The organism is Paenibacillus sp. JT22N12, assembly GCF_056269365.1.
This window is the reverse complement of record NZ_JBWDNU010000011.1, coordinates 169,297-183,896: the sequence shown is the minus strand read 5'-3', so window position 1 is coordinate 183,896 and position 14,600 is coordinate 169,297. Positions and strand designations below refer to the sequence as shown.

General features: G+C 50.7%; 12 protein-coding genes. All 12 read right to left on the bottom strand.

The window, feature by feature from the left end; genetic code table 11:
- Positions 1 to 58: 58 nt before the first annotated feature.
- The 12 genes from AC0YOA_RS29660 to AC0YOA_RS29605 all read right to left on the bottom strand — a co-directional run bounded on the left by AC0YOA_RS29660 (position 59) and on the right by AC0YOA_RS29605 (position 14,441).
- Entirely contained in the window at positions 59 to 2,062 is a 2,004-nt protein-coding gene (locus AC0YOA_RS29660) for a beta-galactosidase (protein WP_475789689.1), read from the bottom strand.
- A 28-nt stretch (positions 2,063 to 2,090) separates the two neighbouring features.
- Positions 2,091 to 2,918 (bottom strand): carbohydrate ABC transporter permease, encoded by an 828-nt coding sequence (locus tag AC0YOA_RS29655; protein WP_475789688.1) that lies wholly within the window; start codon positions 2,916 to 2,918, stop codon positions 2,091 to 2,093.
- Positions 2,915 to 3,799 carry a carbohydrate ABC transporter permease gene (locus AC0YOA_RS29650; RefSeq protein ID WP_210045508.1) on the bottom strand — a complete coding sequence of 295 codons (885 nt, stop codon included), beginning with the start codon at positions 3,797 to 3,799 and terminating at the stop codon, positions 2,915 to 2,917. Before AC0YOA_RS29650 ends, AC0YOA_RS29655 begins: the two co-directional genes overlap by 4 nt.
- Positions 3,800 to 3,896: 97 nt before the next feature.
- Entirely contained in the window at positions 3,897 to 5,201 is a 1,305-nt protein-coding gene (locus AC0YOA_RS29645) for an ABC transporter substrate-binding protein (RefSeq protein ID WP_475789687.1), read from the bottom strand.
- Positions 5,202 to 5,302: 101 nt separating this feature from the next.
- A complete protein-coding gene (locus AC0YOA_RS29640) occupies positions 5,303 to 6,364 on the bottom strand; it encodes a response regulator transcription factor (protein ID WP_475789686.1) in 1,062 nt (353 codons plus the stop codon).
- Positions 6,365 to 8,146: a sensor histidine kinase gene (locus tag AC0YOA_RS29635; RefSeq protein WP_475789685.1), complete on the bottom strand. Its 1,782-nt coding sequence runs from the start codon at positions 8,144 to 8,146 to the stop codon at positions 6,365 to 6,367.
- 204 nt (positions 8,147 to 8,350) lie between these two features.
- A complete protein-coding gene (locus tag AC0YOA_RS29630; RefSeq protein WP_475789684.1) occupies positions 8,351 to 8,725 on the bottom strand; it encodes an IDEAL domain-containing protein in 375 nt (124 codons plus the stop codon).
- A 351-nt stretch (positions 8,726 to 9,076) separates the two neighbouring features.
- Positions 9,077 to 9,685 carry a sulfite oxidase-like oxidoreductase gene (locus AC0YOA_RS29625; RefSeq protein ID WP_475789683.1) on the bottom strand — a complete coding sequence of 203 codons (609 nt, stop codon included), beginning with the start codon at positions 9,683 to 9,685 and terminating at the stop codon, positions 9,077 to 9,079.
- A 24-nt stretch (positions 9,686 to 9,709) separates the two neighbouring features.
- Positions 9,710 to 10,984: an MFS transporter gene (locus tag AC0YOA_RS29620; protein WP_475789682.1), complete on the bottom strand. Its 1,275-nt coding sequence runs from the start codon at positions 10,982 to 10,984 to the stop codon at positions 9,710 to 9,712.
- 65 nt (positions 10,985 to 11,049) lie between these two features.
- Entirely contained in the window at positions 11,050 to 12,573 is a 1,524-nt protein-coding gene (locus AC0YOA_RS29615; protein WP_475789681.1) for a leucyl aminopeptidase, read from the bottom strand.
- A gap of 92 nt (positions 12,574 to 12,665) precedes the next feature.
- Positions 12,666 to 14,039 carry an ATP-binding protein gene (locus AC0YOA_RS29610; protein ID WP_475789680.1) on the bottom strand — a complete coding sequence of 458 codons (1,374 nt, stop codon included), beginning with the start codon at positions 14,037 to 14,039 and terminating at the stop codon, positions 12,666 to 12,668.
- 30 nt (positions 14,040 to 14,069) lie between these two features.
- Positions 14,070 to 14,441 (bottom strand): ATP-binding protein, encoded by a 372-nt coding sequence (locus AC0YOA_RS29605; RefSeq protein ID WP_210045501.1) that lies wholly within the window; start codon positions 14,439 to 14,441, stop codon positions 14,070 to 14,072.
- Between the last annotated feature and the right edge of the window lie 159 nt (positions 14,442 to 14,600).

Sequence of the window (14,600 nt, the reverse complement as noted above, 5' to 3'; positions counted from 1 at the left end):
CGCATGCGGAAACATCTTCCGATATTCGCAGGTGCTGCAAGTTGGCAGCCAGGCCGCACTAGCCCTGCTCCTCCAGAATAACAAATTCCCAGCGGTCAAGCGTCAGCTCCTGTCCGTTCTCAATCGGCTTGCCCGAAAGCAGCTCCTGTGCATCGGCAAACGGGCTGTTAAAGCTTGCCGGCTGATCCGAATAGTTAAAAATATAGCGGATGCGGCGGCCAAGCTCATTCATTCCCGACTTGATAATAAGCGGGAATGCCAGCTGCTGCTCCACGCTCCATAACCCCGCTTCCCGGACAGCCTGCTCAAGCAGCTTGGCTGTTAAGGCAGGACTCGGCAGACAGCCTATGTAGGTGGCGCTGCCTTTCCCGTAATGATTGCGGGTAATGGCGGCATATTCGCTCCAATGCGGATGATCGTAATATGCGAGCACCTCCGCCGAATGCGGGGTGATCAATTCCATCCAGGCTTCAATCACATTGTGCTCTTCCCCAACCTGATAGGGATCGTTCCTCAAACCGACCTTGCGGGGCTCGGCAAACATGCTGTAGGAGATTCCGCAGGCTTCCCCGATCATCCCCGGCTGAGCGGTTGTGCGAACCTTCACATCCTCGTCGGTAAAACCGCTTTTGAATGTGTAGACGATATGGCCGCCTTCCCGGACGAAAGCATTAAGCTTCTCCAGCAGCTCGCTTGGAGCTGTATAAAGCGCCGGTACGATCAGCAGGGAATATTCCGCCAAATTGCTAGTTCCCGGATGCACAAAATCGCTTTCGATATTCATCCGGTACAGTCCATCGTAGAGACGTCGGACAATATCGTTGTATTTGAAGCCGCCTGGCAGCTTGAACCATTCCAGAGCGGTCAAGGACTCGTTGCTGACCAATATTGCAGCCCTGTTACGTTTCTTCAGGTTGATCAAATGAGTGCTAAGTCGACCGAAATCCCGACCGATCGTTCCGGCTTCATTATACACCGGATTAGGCTGAAAATCGTGGCTGAGCAGCCCCTTCCAGTAAGTCTCGAAGGAATTATGGATGGAATGCCAATGCCAGTAGGCCACCATATTGGCTCCCGACGCCAGATGGCTGAACGCCTGCAGCCGGAGCTGACCCGGATAGGGAACCCAATGGGCGAATGCCTGGGCCTGCGTCTCCATCACCAGATAATTGCTCCCTTTCAGAGATCGCGCCATATCGCCGCCGAACGAAATTTCCGTACCGGTCAGCTCATCCTGCGAGGGATGATAGATGTCCACACCGGCAATATCAAAGGCCTCCGCAGCGGCAAAATGATCCACATCCGGCTGAACACCGTAGGAATAGCCCCGCCATTCAAAATCGAAATTTTGCGTAACAAATTGACCCGCCTGCTTGTATTCGCCTACAATCGCCGCCTGCCAGGCGAGAAAATCCGTTACCAGCTTGCGCTGGAATCTGGCAAATTCCGCCCCCAGACTGCCGTTGATCGTACCGATTACGGACGGGAAGTCTTCCCAGCTGTTGATCCGGTTGCTCCAATAATCCAGCCCGAAGCGGCGGTTGATCTCATCCAGAGACTTGAATTTATCCCGCATGTATTTGACAAAACGAAGCTGTACATTCGGTCCCGAAGTGTGATAATGCTTCGTTTCGTTGTCCGTCTGATAGCCGATCACAGCGGGATGGGCGCTGACGCGGGAGATCAGCTTGCGGATGATCCGCTCCGCGTAGAAGAGATAGACAGGATGGGTGATATCCATGATCTGTCTTGCGCCATAACGCCCCGGCCCCTTCTCCGTTTCCGCCAGCACGTCCGGGTGCTCGCGGACCATCCATGTCGGAACCGCATAAGTCGGCGTTCCCACAATAACGGCGATTCCCGCCTGATGCATCGCGTCCAGTACCCGGTCGACGGAGGAGAAATCAAATATGCCATTTTGCGGCTCATGCGTGCTCCATGTCGACTCCGCAATCCGCACCACATTGATACCCGCCGCTTTCATCATTTCAATATCCCGGTCGAGCCTTTCATAAGGCATATATTCATCATAATAGGCCACGCCGTACAACAGCTGCTTCACACTGCCGCCCCCTTCCAACTTGCACCGCTTAGCCCTTAATGGCGCCTTCCGTAATTCCCTCCATGATGAAGCGCTGGAAGAAGGCATAGATGATAATGACCGGAATCGCCGTAAGCACCAGCGCCGCGAGAATAAGCGACCATTCCTTGTTGTATTCGCCAAACAGCATATTGGTCGAAAGAATGAGCGTATAGCGCGTGACATCCGTCAGCATCAACAGCGGAAGCAGGAAGTCATTCCAGATCCACAGAAAATCGAGAATAGCGATCGTCACCGTAATCGGCAGCAGCAGCGGGAAAATAATGCGGAAATACGTCTGAAACTCGCCGCAGCCGTCTATATGCGCCGATTCCTCCAGCTCCCGCGGAATCGATTTGACGAAGCCATGATAGAGAAAGATGGCCATATTGACGCCCAGCCCGATATAGATCAGGCCAAGCCCTGCGGCGCTGCCCTGCAGATGCAGGCTTTTGGCCACCCGCGTCAGTGATATCATGATCGAGTGGAACGGCACCAGCATGGAAGAAACGAACAGGAAGAAAATAAAAGCGCTCAGCTTGCCAGGCGTTCTGGACAGCTTGTATCCTGCAAGACCAGCCGAGAAAACAATCCCGGCGATGCCGATAACAGATACAATGACCGAGTTGAGGGTGCTGTTCAGCAGATGAATCTGCGTGAAGGCCTGACTGTAGTTCTCAAAATGCAGCTTGGTCGGAAGAGACATAACCGAGCTGAACATTTCCCCCTGCGTTTTGAACGAATTGATAAACGCCATATAGATGGGGAAGAAAGATATGGCTCCAAGCACCGCGAGGACGGCATTGATCAGAATGGAAGCAGACCGGTTCTTACTCATGACTCCACCTCTCTTCGCTTCGTAACGCTGATTTGAATGATCGTAACGATCAATACGATAATAAACAAAATGATCGATTTGGCGCTGGCATAGCCATAACGGAAGTTGTTGGAGAAGGCTTCCTCGTAGATATTCATCGTAATGACCTGTGTGCTCCTGCCAGGTCCGCCGCCTGTCAGCCCGTATACGACCTCAAACACTTTGAAGGCTCCGTTAAGCGTCAGGAAGAAACAGATGGTGACCGCATGCGTAATCATGGGGAGCGTCACGCTTCTGAACCGCTGCCAGGCATTGGCCCCGTCGATGACCGCCGCTTCCTTCAGCGATTGCGGAACGCCCTGCAGGCCTGCCAAATAGATAATCATCATATAACCGACACCGTTCCATAGGGAAACGATAATAATCGAGAAGAAGGAAAACTTGGGATCGCCGATCCAGGATTGATCCATGAAGGTCAGGAATGTTTTCTCGGCAAGCTGTGTTGTGACCTGCGTGAAGATAAAGGTCCACATAAAGGCGCCGATAATCATACTGATCATATTAGGCATAAAGAATAACGTCCGGAAGAACCCTTTGGACCTGGTCCGCGATTCGATAAGTACAGCCAGAAACAGTGCAAAAACATTTTGCAGTACAACCATAAACACAACATACTTCAATGTAAACCACAAAGAAGTCAGAAAATCCGGGTCATCCTTGAGCGCTTCAACAAAATTGGTAAGCCCGACAAAATCATAGGTCGGATTCAGGCCATTCCAGTCCGTAATGCTGTAATACATGGCACCCAGCATCGGAATCAGCAGAAAAGCGGTATAAAGGATCAGAGAAGGCGCCAAGAAACCAAACAAAGAGGCATACCTTTTAACTTGCTTTGCTAACATGTTCCATCACCTCATGATTGGAGTCGCACACTTTGGAAAAAGGCGGAAGAGAAGCTTAAGGCCCGGGGGACTTTGCTCTCTTCCGCAGCGGATTGGCTTATTTGTTTACTTTGTTGAAGTCCTTCCAGGCTTTATCCAACGCTTTAATCACGTCATCCTGCGACATTTGTTTCACAAAGTAGCTTTGCAGCGCTTTGCCGACTTCATCCTTAACGGCTTGCGGCATAACCGGATCCTGATAGGATTTGCCATCTTTCACATAGACCATGGCGTCATTTACCCAAGGATACGTTTCAAACGTATGGGACTTGGCAACCGGATTGAATTTCAAGCTTTCATAAAATGCGCTGGAAGTCTTGTCATCCAGTACATAGTTCAGGAAATCAAGCGCGTACTCTTTATTTTTACTCGAAGGCGATACAGCCAGTGCCGTTGACGTACTCAAATCAATTCTCGTTGCATCCGGATTATCGTTAACCGGCAGGGGCGCAACGCCGAAATCAAAATCAGCTTTGGATTTGAGAATCGTATCGGCAAACCATGGGCCTTGGATCCACATGGCCGCTTTGCCGGCTGCAAACGCTGCTGCGCCGTCGTCTCCGTTAACTTCCATCGCTTTGTCCGTTCCGTTCGCATTAACCAGATCGATAATGTTGAACATATCCTTCATTTCCGCAAAAGAACCTTCGTCCTTGTTCATCTTGTCGATGAAATCCTTGTGATCCGTACTGACAAGCGCGCCTACCGAAAGCGGCAGGAACAACTGCGGAATCCAGGCCTCCTGATAGGAGAGGAGGAACGGCGTGATTTTCTTCGCTTTGAGTTTTTCGACGATCGCCTTCATTTCCGTCAAGGTTGTCGGAGGCGTGATGCCGTTGTCTGCGAAGATTTTCTTGTTGTAGAGGAAGCCCCATGCCAGAGATTCCATCGGAACAGCTACAATTTTATTATCAATCGTTACGGAAGGCTTGACGCTGTCCAGCAGTTTGTTGGCAAGCGGCTGATTCGTCAGATCTTCCAGATATCCGGCCTTGTAGAAAGAAGGTGCCTCATTGACCGCGTGAAGGCTGAAAATATCCGGGGCATCATTGGATGCCATACGCGTTTTCAAAATTTGCGGAGCGTTATCCGAGTTTGGCATTTCCAGCTGAACTTTGATATCCACATTTTTTTCCGCTTTCTCTTTGGCTACAAAATCATTGATGTAACCCTCGTACTGCTGCTTGAAGCGGGGCTGGCCAATAAAAAATTTAAGTGTGACCGACTTTGGCTTGCCTGCGTTCGCATTGCCTCCATCTGCTGCACCATTCGTATTGTTATTTGTGCCGCCGCCGCTGCCGCATCCTGCCAACAGACCGACAGACAGAGCCGTGCTAAGTACAATACTCCATGCTTTTTTCATCTGTGAAGACCTCCCTGACACCTGATTTGAATACGGTTTCATTGTAATACTTAAATGAAAGCGTTTAATTGGACGGAATTATCCTCTCTCTTTGCACTTTATTAAACCTCATGCGTTCCTTTGCGCAATTCTCCCGGGGCAATCCCATGCTGTTTCTTGAATACTCTGTAAAAATATCCCAGCTCCTCATAGCCGCACATCTCGGCCACCGTCTTGATCGGAATCCCCTGGAGAATCCATTCCTTTGCCTTAATCATCCGCACCTGCTGCACGTAATCCGTCATATTTTGTCCAAATTCCTGCTTAAATATTTTGCTTAAATACTCTTTCGATACAAAAAATGAGCGGGCTACCTTCTCCAGAGAGATCGACTCGGCAAAATTGTAATCGATAAAGGTTTTGATTTCATCCAGATTCAGCTTATTGCGGAATTTCCGCTGCTGGATCAGCAAATTCAGAGAGGTCAAGTAACACTCGCCCAGCTGCTGGACCATCCCTTCAAGACCGGGCAGCATGAGCTCTGAATCAAACTCCGCCTGGCCAAGCTCAACGGAATTGCTCACCGTCAGCTCCTTGAGATGGGACAGGAATTCCTGGTACAGCTGTCTCATCCAGATTTTATCGCTATATCCCCCCGACTGAACCTCCTGCAAAAAGGCATCCAGCACATGTCTGATTCCCTCTTCATTCAACTCATGGAATTGAACGGACAAGAGCAGCTTGTACCGTTTGATCAATTGAAGAATATCGGCGTCGAAAGGAACATATCCGCCTGATCCTGCCGGCTCGGCTTCCAGCTCCGCCTTGCATTTGCCCAGGGCATGGTTGAGCTCCGCCGCATCGATCGGCTTTAACAGATACTCGTTGACCTTATACCTTATGGCATGTCTGGTAAACTCGAAATCATCGTAGCCGCTGACCACAATAATTTTGATTTCCGGATGGTTCTCGTTCAAATATTTCAGCAGCTCCACACCGCCTGCGCCCGGCATATGCATATCGGTAATGACAAGCTGCGGAGCAAACGTCTGAATCAGCCTTTCAGCCTCCAGCCCATCCTCGGCCTCGCCTACTATTTCCATATCAAGCTCCTGCCAGGAGCCGAACCGTTTGATAATATCTCTTGTCCACTGCTCGTCATCCACGATAATCGCCCTGATCATTTAGTTCTCCCCCATTTCCGTCATTGGCAAATAAATTCTTACCGTTGTTCCCAAGCCCAGAACGCTCTCCATTGTGACGCCATAGTCAGGGCCATCATGCAGTCTGATTCGCGCCGCCACATTGCTAAGCCCGATATGATCCCCGCTTGTCCCGATTGAATCCGCATCAATCTGCAGCTTGCGGTTCACCTTGTCCAGCCTCTCTACGCTCATGCCCTTCCCGTTATCCTGAACGGTAATAAGCATCCCCTGTCCGTACCTGGCGGCCTTCACCGTCAAAGTCCAGCTTGACGACTTCAGATCAAAACCGTGCATAAAGGCATTCTCGGCAATCGGCTGCAAAATCAGCTTCGGTATCTGACAGATCTCAAGGCCCGGCTCCACCACGATCTGCGTCACAATCCGGTTGGGATACCGCTGGCCTTGAATAAACAGATAATTGCGCAGATGATTAAACTCCTTCTCCAGCTCCACCCATTCATTCGGCTCGCGGATGACGTATCTGAACATATCGCTCAGTGCCTTGATCACCGCATACAGGCGGTCCGGCGTCTGCGAGAAAGCCATTCCGCCGATAAGCTGCAGCGTGTTTTGCAGAAAATGCGGGTTGATTTGGGCCTGCAGCGCTTTCAGCTGCGCTGTTTGCTTCTCCAGATTGATGCTGTACTCCGTCTTGATATGATCCCGTATCCGCTGTGACATATTGTACATTTTGAGCTCCAACAGCCCGATTTCATCGACCCGTTTGGTAGGCGATATGTTCTCGTCCTTCATGAAGCTCAGATTCTGCATGGACCGGGCCAGCTTCACAATCGGTTTAGACGAGGTCCAGGCCATAATAATGGCAATCGCCAGGGACACGACAATGGACACGGCGCCGACAATCAACCCGTATTGCAGCGTCGTTCGGGCGCTTTGATTGATTTGGGACATCGGAATCATTTTGACCAGCTTCAGGCCCCAGGGATCGAGCGTATCGTAGAAGACATAATTATCCTTGGTTTTGAGGTAGCCCGGACCGCTGCCCATCTGCTGCAGCAATCCTTCCACGTCTTCCTGCTTCTGTGTGCCGCTGGGCTGAAACATGATTTTGCCGGCCTGATCGGCTATGAACACCGTGCTTTCCAGACCCGGATTAATCAGGTCCATGGCATCAGCGGTTATTTTCCAGTTCACCTTGAGCGTGACAAAACCCAGCTGCTCTTTCGTCTCAAAACGGTTCAAGCTCCGGGTCAGCTCAAAATAGCCCGGGGTTTCCGTGCTGTTCTGAATCAGATAATCCTCCTTGCCGGCAATCATCTGCAAATACATGTCCGGTATATGAGGTGGCGTCTTGATCGCCGTCTGCATCATGCTGATCTTGAACTGCTTATGATTCTTCAGCATATACAGCTGGATATCGAACAAATTCTCATTCGCCGAATAAGAAACGGAGGTAATCGTGTCAATGACTTCCTTTTGCACATCGTACAAGCTCGCATTGCTGGTTTCATCCAGTACACGCAGATATTCATTAAGGGCAGGGCTGATGAAGATCGTATAAACAATGGTGTTGAGCCCGGACAGCTCCTGTTCCAGATAATCCCCGGTCCATCCGATTCGTGACAGATTCGATGCCAGCACCTCGTCCTCCATAGACGCCCTCGTATTGTCCGTTGCGAGCAGCGTCACAATGATAACCGGCAGCACCGTGAGCACCACCATGATCAGGATCAGCTTATTGCGGATGCTTTTGCGGAAGGGCCCCGTTATTGCGCTATAAACGGATTTCAAAAAAGCCATATTGGACCTCCTCGTAAAAATATGCACCGAAAATAGCCTGGTTCGTATGCCGCTTTTTTTCGGGCCTTCCTAACATAGCACAAAATTGAAAAAGCCGGGAGTCGTCTGTAAAGTATCCCCAAATGAAGACACAAAAAAAATCGCCAAGTATAATACTTGACGATTGACTAGTTTGAGGTTATTTTATTACCATATCGTTGGTCCTTATTTGATGTCATAAAGCCCGAGACGGTTGGTAAAGGATGTATGGATTCTGGGAAAATTACGGCTTTTCTGAGCGTTCTGTTCGGCTGGTTTCAGCTTCGCGGTCAGCTCCGTGAACCAGGCTTCGTCATGCGTTGAAAGAGCCAAGTCGATGAGGTTCAGTATTTGCCCGACATCGTCAAACGAGGCTACCGGTAAACGCTTCAGGCCATGCTCACGAACCGTGATCGATTTCCCAACTGCTTCTTCATTATCGGATTTTACAACCATCAGCTTCACTATTCCCTGCTGTCCGTCCATGGATTCAATATAACCATGAATCAATTCTCCGTTGCTCGTATTCGCCTGTACCCAATCGCTTATTTCAAATGTCATCTACAACACCACCCATCGTGAAATTTACTAACAATCTGTAACAAACTAAGTTACACCTGTCTAGACAATTTGACGACTCACAGCATGATGCTGAATTCCCGTCTGGTATTGTCTGGCATACTGTAATTATAACTGTTACAGTTACTATTGTCAATCCTTCCGCTGAGAAATATTGAGAGCATGTAAAAGCTGAATCATCCTTGGGACTGCTAGAAGCCAAGTCTTTCTCCCATGGGAATTTATGAAGTTTTTTTGTGGATAAATGCTTCCTTCCAACGTTCAAAAAAGCATCAGTGCAGCCCCTCCAGGAGAGGTCGCGTGCTGACGCTTTTTAAGGCTGAAGAGTTATTTTCACTCAAAATCGTAACGTTGTTCCTTCCAGGGATCTCCGTACATGTGATACCCGTTGCGCTCCCAGAAGCCCGGCTTGTCTTCGGCCATAAACTCGATGCCGCGCAGCCATTTTGCGCTTTTCCAGAAGTAGAGATGCGGTACGACCATCCGCACCGGGTAACCGTGATCCGGCGTCAGCAGCTCCCCGTTATGACGGATGGCCAGGAAAGAGGTATCCCGCATAAAATCCTCCAATGGCAAATTCGTCGACCAGCCATGCTCCGCATGCAGCATGACAAATTTCGCCTCAGGCCTCAGCTTTACCTTCTCCATAACCGCTGCCACCGGTACGCCTTCCCACACATTGTCCAGCTTGGACCATGTGGTGACGCAATGGATATCGTTGCCGAATTCCTTCTTCGGCAGCTTCATAAAGTCGCTGTAGGGAATAACCGCAGCTTCATCCACCAAGCCGAATATCCGCAAATCCCATTTGCTCATATCCCGGTAATAAGGCACCTCGCCGTAATGCAATACCGGGAATCCCGCCGTCAGCCGCTGTCCGGGCGGGACCCGTAATGCCTCGTCATCCCTTCTGCCTTGAGCAAGATCCAATTCCATTCCCATCACTTATCGCCTCCAAACAAGGGGTTATAGGCCTCGCCGCGCACGAAATACCAATGGTCCCACCGTTAACGACAGCGCGAGCATGGCCGCTCCAAACAGGAAGGAGATGCCATAGCTTTGCAGCCAAAACGGGCTTTCATCAATCCAGTTGTAGACATAGCCGCCAACCAGCGGCCCGATGAAGCCGGTAAGGCCGGTAAGCGCGGAATAAACCGCCACATACATCGGACGATCCGATTTGGGCGTGTCGCCAATGATCAGATTGAATACCAGCAGGTTGTATCCGCCGAGGCCAAATCCAAGCGCGCAATGAACAATAACCAGCACCAGCAGCGCAGGCAAAATCTCGATGCCCGCCCACAGCATGCAGGAAGCCGAAATAATCGGCAGCGTCCAGAGCAGCAATGTGCGCGTGGCGAATCTTGTATTTAGTGTGCCCCAATAATAATAGCTAAACATCATTGCAATCATTTGAACCGTCGTGATCACCGTAATTCTCCATTTGCTGATATCCAGAATTTCCAGCATCACGAAGGAAAACAACGGAATGGCCACATTTTGCAGCAAAATAAACAATGCGATAAACACTACTGCCCGCATATAAGCCGAATCCTTCAGCGGCTTGAGAAACAGCGCTGCGGAGCTTGTCGCCATCGACCGCTCGAAGGGCAGGTTCGGATAGCGCCGCAGCTCAATTCCATTCCACACCGTACAAACCGCACTGACAGCATACAAGATGACAAAGCCGGTCTGCTCGTTGAAATGATCAAGAATCTGACCGCCAACCAGCAGCGAAATACTGGCAAATGCCCAGTGGATCGTATTGCGGATGCCAAAATAACGCCCGCGCACCTTCATCGGTACCATATCGGCGATCATCGAGGTAAAAAACATACCGCTTGTGGACGCACTTACGAAGGACACAAGGAACATCCCGATAAATACAGGAACGCGCAACTCCTCAGTCACGAAGAAAGGAATGAATCCGGTGGCTACCCAAATAATCCGGTGGGTTATGCCAAAGACGGTGAGCAGCAGCCGGCGGTTGTTAAAGCGCTGCATCGAGAAAGCGGCCACCAATTGCACCAGATTGGCCAGCTGCGGGATCGCAACGGCCAGACCGACATCCTCCGAGTTGCCTCCCAGGAATACAATATAAATCGTTAACATAGGGCCGCCCAGCAAATTGCCGATAATGGTGGCCGGAATTCCTTCCATAATCGAGGTTAGCAGACCTCTACGCTGGTCGGATAGCTTCTTTCGGCGAAAAACCGAAATGAGATGAAGCCAAAATGACATGGTGTTTTATCCCCTTCTGGATGACTGGCCCGACTGTATTTCTGCTAACACCACTGTCAAAATTTTTACACCAACAGCTCACCGAGCGTCCGCACCATCACGCCTGTTCCACCCTTGGACTCCCAGGAGCGCTCACGATCCAGATACGCCGTTCCGGCAATATCCAGATGCACCCAAGGCCTCTCCTCGGCAAAAGCCCCGATAAACAATCCACCGCTGCTGGCGCCGCCGAACCGGCCGCCGCTATTCTTCATGTCCGCTGCATCGCTCTCCAGCTGCTTGCGGAATTCCGGATATGCTGGCAGCTGCCAGATCCGCTCGCCTGCTTTCTTGGACGCATGCATCACTTCCTGCAGCAGGGTCTCATCATTGGTCACGGCACCCGTAGCCACATTGCCCAGCGTGACCAGTACAGCGCCTGTCAATGTAGCCACATCGACGAGTCTCGTTGCTCCTCGGCGGATAGCCATGGTCAATCCGTCTGCCAGTACAAGACGGCCCTCGGCATCGGTATTGACAACCTCAATGGTGAGACCGCTCATCGTCTTGATCACATCGCCTGGCTTGAACGCGCGGTCCGACGGCATATTCTCAGCAGTAGGGATTACAGCCACCACGTTAACCGCAGGCTGAAGCTCGCCGATTATTCGCATAGCGCCGAGCACAGCCGCGGCGCCTCCCATATCGGAGATCATAGCCTCCATTCCCTGCGGCTTCTTGAGCGAAATCCCGCCGGTATCGAAGGTAATGCCTTTGCCGACAAGACCCCAGACATCCTTGTCCTGTGGAGCACCGGTATAGTGAAGTACGATCATTCTTGGCGGATTCGCGCTTCCTTGTCCGACGCCCAAGAGTCCCCCCATCCCCTGCTCCGCTGCGGACCATTCATCGAGAACCTCACAATCCAGACCATGCGTCAAAGCCAGGGCTTCCGCCTCTTCCGCCAGCATCTCGGGGGTAAGCTTATTGCCCGGCAGATTGACCAGGTCGCGCGCATAGCCAACCGATTCCGCGAATACCGTGCCGCGCCGTATCCCTGCATCCCAGGAAGCGGCTGCATGCGCCTGCGAGCCTGCGACCGTATAATTGACGGTCTGAAGCGTCGACTGCCGCTTCTCCTCGTCCTTCTTCTCCGACTTGCGGCTGAAGCTGCCGAGCAGGTAGCCTTCCGTCAAGGCCTGCGCAAACTCTATAACCATAGATTCCTGTGTAATGATAGAGATCCCTCCGGGCAGAATCTGGCGGACAGAAACAGCCTTCACCCGTTTAGCCGACTTCGCGGCTGCCGCTGCAGCATCACGAAGACTATCAGCGTTCAGATCCGTATTCGGCACGCCGACGTAAATAACATAGGCTTGCGGAAGAAGTCCCAGCGTAGCCAGACAAAGCGTCTCCCTGGGCTCCGCGTTGAATAGTTTGCTATGAAAATGCGTTCTGAGAGATTCATCAAGCTGGGGATGAACCCACTGGGCATCCGCTGCCTCCTCCGCACGCAACTCTTCCCGGCTCACGAAACAGACAATCGTATCGAATTCTGCTTCCTGTGCCGCATATGTAAACCTTATACTCATCCGAATCACCGCTTTCATTATTCATATTCCTTTTTTTGTATGCAAAAAATCGGGTTGAACCGATTACTGAGTACATACCCAGAACCAAGTTATAACCCGATTCTAATCGTTTATTCCACCAATGGCAAATAGATATTGAACTCCGTTCCCACGCCGCTGTTGCTGGATAGCCGTATGGTCCCGCCATGGTTGCGGATGATGCGGTAGCTCACCGAAAGACCCAGACCGGTACCGGCTGCCTTTGTCGTGAAAAAGGGCTCAAACAGCTTTGCTTTCGTCGTATGATCCATGCCTTGTCCATTGTCGCGTATCGTAATTTCCGCATAGGTGCCATCCCTCATAGTCACAATATCGATCAACCCCGAACGTTCGTCTTTCATCTCCTCGATGGCATCCATGGCGTTGCGCACGATGTTCAGAATAACCTGCTTGATCTGCTTCACATCAATCGATACCGTGAGCTCTTCATCATAGGATTCAAACTGGATTTGGCAGCCCTTCATATGCGCTTCACTTTCGCACAGCAAAATCACTTCCCGAAGCAGCGAGTTGATGGGAATATTCTGTTTCATGGGAGCAGACGGCTTGGAGGAGTTAAGAAACTCATAAATGATATCGTTAGCCCGGTCGATCTCAGCCAATATAATCCGGGCATATTCTTCTTTTCCAAGCTGCAGCAAATGTGGGCGCAGAAGCTGAATGAAGCCCCGGATCGATGTCAGCGGATTGCGGATCTCGTGGGCGATCGCCGCCGCAATCTTGCCCAGCATCGCCAATTTATCGTTCTGGTAAGCGCTCTGCTCGATCTGCTTATACTCCGTTACGTCCTTCACGCTGAACAAATAATCGCCATCCAGCTGATCCCCGTATGTAACCGTCACCAGCATATGGCGGCCGCTGGCATCCTGAAACTCCATATAACGGCTTCTTCTCAGGAACATTTCCTTGTACAGCTTTATCAAAATACGCTTGGTGCCCCGCCGCAGCTGCGAGTTGGCCAGAATTTCCCGAAGATTGCAACCGATGAGTGTTTTGCGGGGAATATCGAGCATCTTGGCCATCTGCAAATTAATAAAGGACAGGATGCCATCGCTGTCAAATATCGCAATGCCGCTGTCCATGTGCTGCAGCACATTCTCGTATTTATTTTTGACCATCCGAAATGAACGATGGGAACTCAGCAGCATATCGCGCATTTCATTAAAGCGCTGCTCCGGAGTCTCATCCGGCTGCAGCCGGAATCTGAAGGCGACCATCAGCTCAATCAGGAAAATAAAGGACCGGCTGTATAGTTGAAGCGCTTCTTCAGATTCCACATTCGCCACCAGCGTTTGCATGGATTCCTCATGTATCGCGATGATGTCCTCCGGATGAATGCCATGCAGCAATTTTCCTATTTCGGTCGCTTGAAAGAGTGATGCCTCGCTGCCGCTGCGAATATACTCGGCAAGAGCCGGAAAGTAGCGTTTTCGAATTGCTTGCATGTTCTACCCCTCTCCTGCAGCACAAATCGGTTAATCGATATGAAGCGGAGAGACCAGCCATTTACGAAACGTCATCACAGTCCCGTGTGCACGATCACGTATCATATCCATATCATCGACGAGCTTCTCCACATTGGTTATTTGGCCCCGGCTCAGTCCATGAAATTGGTCAAACAGCCGCACTTCGATGCCGAGCTCCGATTCTTCTCTGCATCCGGCGATGGTTCGTATTCCCATATATCCTTTCTCACTGAATGCATTCAGCTTTATTGCCAATTCTGAAATGATATACGCAATAATCGTCTGATCAACGAGACCAAAACCGATCGCTTTTGCAATGCCCCTTCCTCTCTGACGTGCGATGATGACATCGGCCGTCCCGCGAAAATGGAACATTTCCACTATACGATATCGCCTCCACTTCGTTAAACCAATTATTTCTGGTCTGCTTCCAAGTAGGGATATGCCTATACTAATCATAGAGATATCATCTATTTTGTGTCAACAGGAGATACTGTCGAAATACGCTGTTCCAAAAAGGAACAATATACCCAAACTTTC

What these genes read in the sequence shown, in the direction of transcription:
- AC0YOA_RS29625 (WP_475789683.1), bottom strand. Translation starts at nt 9,685, where the DNA reads ATGGGAATGGAATTGGATCTTGCTCAAGGCAGAAGGGATGACGAGGCA.
- AC0YOA_RS29655 (WP_475789688.1), bottom strand. Translation starts at nt 2,918, where the DNA reads ATGAGTAAGAACCGGTCTGCTTCCATTCTGATCAATGCCGTCCTCGCG.
- AC0YOA_RS29630 (WP_475789684.1), bottom strand. Translation starts at nt 8,725, where the DNA reads ATGACATTTGAAATAAGCGATTGGGTACAGGCGAATACGAGCAACGGA.
- AC0YOA_RS29640 (WP_475789686.1), bottom strand. Translation starts at nt 6,364, where the DNA reads ATGATCAGGGCGATTATCGTGGATGACGAGCAGTGGACAAGAGATATT.
- AC0YOA_RS29650 (WP_210045508.1), bottom strand. Translation starts at nt 3,799, where the DNA reads ATGTTAGCAAAGCAAGTTAAAAGGTATGCCTCTTTGTTTGGTTTCTTG.
- AC0YOA_RS29610 (WP_475789680.1), bottom strand. Translation starts at nt 14,039, where the DNA reads ATGCAAGCAATTCGAAAACGCTACTTTCCGGCTCTTGCCGAGTATATT.
- AC0YOA_RS29620 (WP_475789682.1), bottom strand. Translation starts at nt 10,984, where the DNA reads ATGTCATTTTGGCTTCATCTCATTTCGGTTTTTCGCCGAAAGAAGCTA.
- AC0YOA_RS29635 (WP_475789685.1), bottom strand. Translation starts at nt 8,146, where the DNA reads ATGGCTTTTTTGAAATCCGTTTATAGCGCAATAACGGGGCCCTTCCGC.
- AC0YOA_RS29615 (WP_475789681.1), bottom strand. Translation starts at nt 12,573, where the DNA reads ATGAAAGCGGTGATTCGGATGAGTATAAGGTTTACATATGCGGCACAG.
- AC0YOA_RS29645 (WP_475789687.1), bottom strand. Translation starts at nt 5,201, where the DNA reads ATGAAAAAAGCATGGAGTATTGTACTTAGCACGGCTCTGTCTGTCGGT.